This window comes from Desertibaculum subflavum (assembly GCA_003576705.1).
Lineage (GTDB): Bacteria > Pseudomonadota > Alphaproteobacteria > Ferrovibrionales > Ferrovibrionaceae > Desertibaculum > Desertibaculum subflavum.
In genome coordinates this window covers 1-2,908 of sequence record QOZS01000126.1, presented here as the reverse complement: position 1 = coordinate 2,908, position 2,908 = coordinate 1, and the positions used below count along the sequence as shown (strand labels likewise).

Sequence of the window (2,908 nt, the reverse complement as noted above, 5' to 3'; positions counted from 1 at the left end):
GCCCCGCCGCGTCCGGGCGGCGCTTTCGGCGCCGGCCCCTGGCCGGTGGCGGCGGCCGGCAGCGCCTCGCTCGGCGCGACGCGGACCGGGCCGCGATTGGTGCCGGCGGTGATGGCACGCAGCACCTCGGCGCGCGGGCCGTAGCGCTCGACCACGCCGTCGTTCAGCACCAGCAGACGGTCCACCACGGTGACCAGCGAGGGACGGTGCGCGATCAGCACCACGGTGGCACCTTCCTGCTTGGCGGCGCGGATCGCGTTCAGCAGCGCGAGCTCGCCCTGTCCGTCGAGGCTGGCATTCGGCTCGTCCAGCACGATCAGCTTCGGCTTGCCGAACACCGCGCGCGCCAGGCCGATGCGCTGGCGCTGGCCGCCGGAGAGCTGAAAGCCGGATTCGCCGACCGCCGTCTCGTAGCCGAACGGCAGGCGGCCGATCATCTCGTGGACGTCGGCCATGCGGGCCGCCGCCACCACCTCAGCCGGATCGGCATCGCGGAAGCGGGCGATGTTCTCGCGCACCGTGCCGTCGAGCAGCAGCACGCTTTGCGGCAGATAGCCGACCTGCTGGCCGAAGCTCTCACGCTCCCACATATGGACCGGCTGGCCGTCGAGATAGACACCGCCGCCGCTCGGGGCGAAGGCTCCGATCAGGAGGCGCGCGAGGGTCGACTTGCCCGAGGCCGAGGGGCCGACGATGCCGATCACCTCGCCCGGCGAGACTTCGAAGCTGACGCCGCGCAGGATCGGCCGGTCGGCGCCCGGCGGCACGAAGCTGACGCGGTCGACCACGAGCTTGCCCGACTTCACTTCCATCGGCATCGACTGCTTGCGGCCCACGGCCGCCGCCAGCGTACGCTCGAGACGACCCTTGGCGGCGCCGGCATTGGCCCATTGCCGCCAGCCGTCGATCAGCTGCTCGAACGGCATCAGCAGGCGGCCGACGATGATGCTGGCAGCGACCATGCTGCCCGGGGTGATGATGTGCTCGATCGCCAGGGTCGCGCCGACCGCGAGCATGATGATCTGGATGGCGAGACGGGTCGCCTTGGACAGCGAGCTGATCGCCTTCACCGCATTGGTGCCGCGCCAGACGCCGGCCTCGGCGTTGTCGCGCTGGATCTCCCAGCGGCGGGCGAGCGCCGGCAGCATGCCGAGGCCTTCCACCAGCTCGGCGCCGCGGACGACGGCGCCGGCTTCCATCTGCACACGGATGGCGCCGTCCTGCGCGGCATGGGTCGGCCGACGCGCGAAGAACTCGGTCAGCAGGCCGAGCCCGACCAGAGCGGCCAGCGCGATCAGCGCGATGAAGCCGTAGGACGGGTGCAACAGGAACAAGGCGGCGAGGAAGAGCGGCGCGCAGGCGGCATCGAAGGTGGCGGAGATCGGCCCGGAGGCGACGAACTGGCGGATGTCGTTGAGGTCGCGCAACGCCTGGGCGCTGGCGCCCTTGCTGCGCAGCGCCTCGGACACCGCCGCGGTCAGCACGCTGGCGTTCAGCTGGCGGGCGACCCGCTCGCCCAGGATCAGGTAGACGCGGGCGCGGAGATAGTCGAGCAGCGCGAAGACACCGAGCGCGAACACCGCCATCATCGACAGCATGAACAGCGTGTCGAAGCTGCGGCTGGTGATCACCCGGTCGTAGATCTGCAGCATGTAGAGCGGGACGGTCAGCGCCAGCAGGTTCAGGAACGCGCTGAGGAAGCCGGCGAACAGGATGCCGTTCCAACAGCGACGCAGGACGGCGCGCAGCTCTTCGCTCTTGGTGGGGGTCGCAGTCATGGTGCGCGTCTCCGCTTTTCATTGGACCGGTCGTCGTATCCGGCCGGGTTCTGCCGCCGCCACCCCCAGGCATGGGCAACAATCGAATCGAGATCAGAAAATTTGGGCGTCCAGCCGAGCTCGGCGCGAATGCGGTCGCTGCTGGCTACCAGAACAGGGGGATCGCCGGGGCGCCTTCCCCCTTCTCTCACCGAGATGTCACAGCCTGTGACGCGGCGCGCCGCGGCAATCACCTCGCGAACCGAATAGCCCTTGCCGTTGCCGAGATTGTAACGGCAGCTCCGTTCCGTCAGCACATCGAGCACGAGAGCATGGGCGACCGCGAGGTCGCAGACATGCACGTAGTCGCGGATGCAGGTGCCGTCCGGCGTCGGGTAGTCGGTGCCATAGATCTCGATATGCGAGCGGCGGCCGGCGGCGGCGTCGAGCACCAAGGGGATCAGATGCGTCTCCGGCTGGTGATCCTCGCCGAGCGAGCCGTCGGGATGCGCGCCGGCGGCGTTGAAGTAGCGCAGGCAGGCCGACTTGATGCCGTGCAGCTGGTCGGCCCAGGCGAGCATGCGCTCGATGGCGTATTTCGATTCGCCGTAGGGGCTGCCGGGCTCGATCGCCGCATCCTCGTCGATCGGGATCTGCTTCGGATTGCCGAACAGGTTGGCGGTCGAGGACAGCACGAAGCGCTTGACGCCGTGCTCGATGCAGAGCTCGACCAGGTTCATCGCGTTGACGACGTTGTCGCGCAGGTACAGGAACGGCTGCGCCATCGATTCGCCGACCAGCGAGTTGGCGGCGAAATGCAGCACGCCGGTGAACCGGTGCCGGCCGAACAGGCGCTTCAGCGCCGCGCGATCGGCGAGATCGATCTGGACCAGCTCGGCCTTTGGATGCACCGCCGCGAGATGACCCTGATTAAGGTTATCCGCCACGACGATGCCGAAGCCGCGATCGATCAGCTCGTGCACGGCATGGCTGCCGACGAAGCCGGCGCCACCGGTGACCAGGAGAGTTTCGCTCGCCATCGTCACGTCCTAGGCCTGCGTGCCGGCAGCGGCGGCGGTCGCGGCACCGGCCCGGCGCGCCGCACGTCCCGCGCGCGGTGACGCGGCCGGCGCGGGCTGCGCCGATTCGCC

Annotated in this window: 2 protein-coding genes; both read right to left on the bottom strand. The window is 69.5% G+C overall.

Translation table 11 applies throughout. The features are described from left to right. Positions 1-1,778 (bottom strand): type I secretion system permease/ATPase (locus DT074_RS27785; protein WP_119423066.1); only part of this gene is annotated, 1,778 nt, incomplete at its 3' end. Then, positions 1,775-2,797: a UDP-glucose 4-epimerase GalE gene (gene galE / locus DT074_RS27780; RefSeq protein ID WP_119423065.1), complete on the bottom strand. Its 1,023-nt coding sequence runs from the start codon at positions 2,795-2,797 to the stop codon at positions 1,775-1,777. The genes DT074_RS27785 and galE, both read right to left, overlap by 4 nt. Between the last annotated feature and the right edge of the window lie 111 nt (positions 2,798-2,908).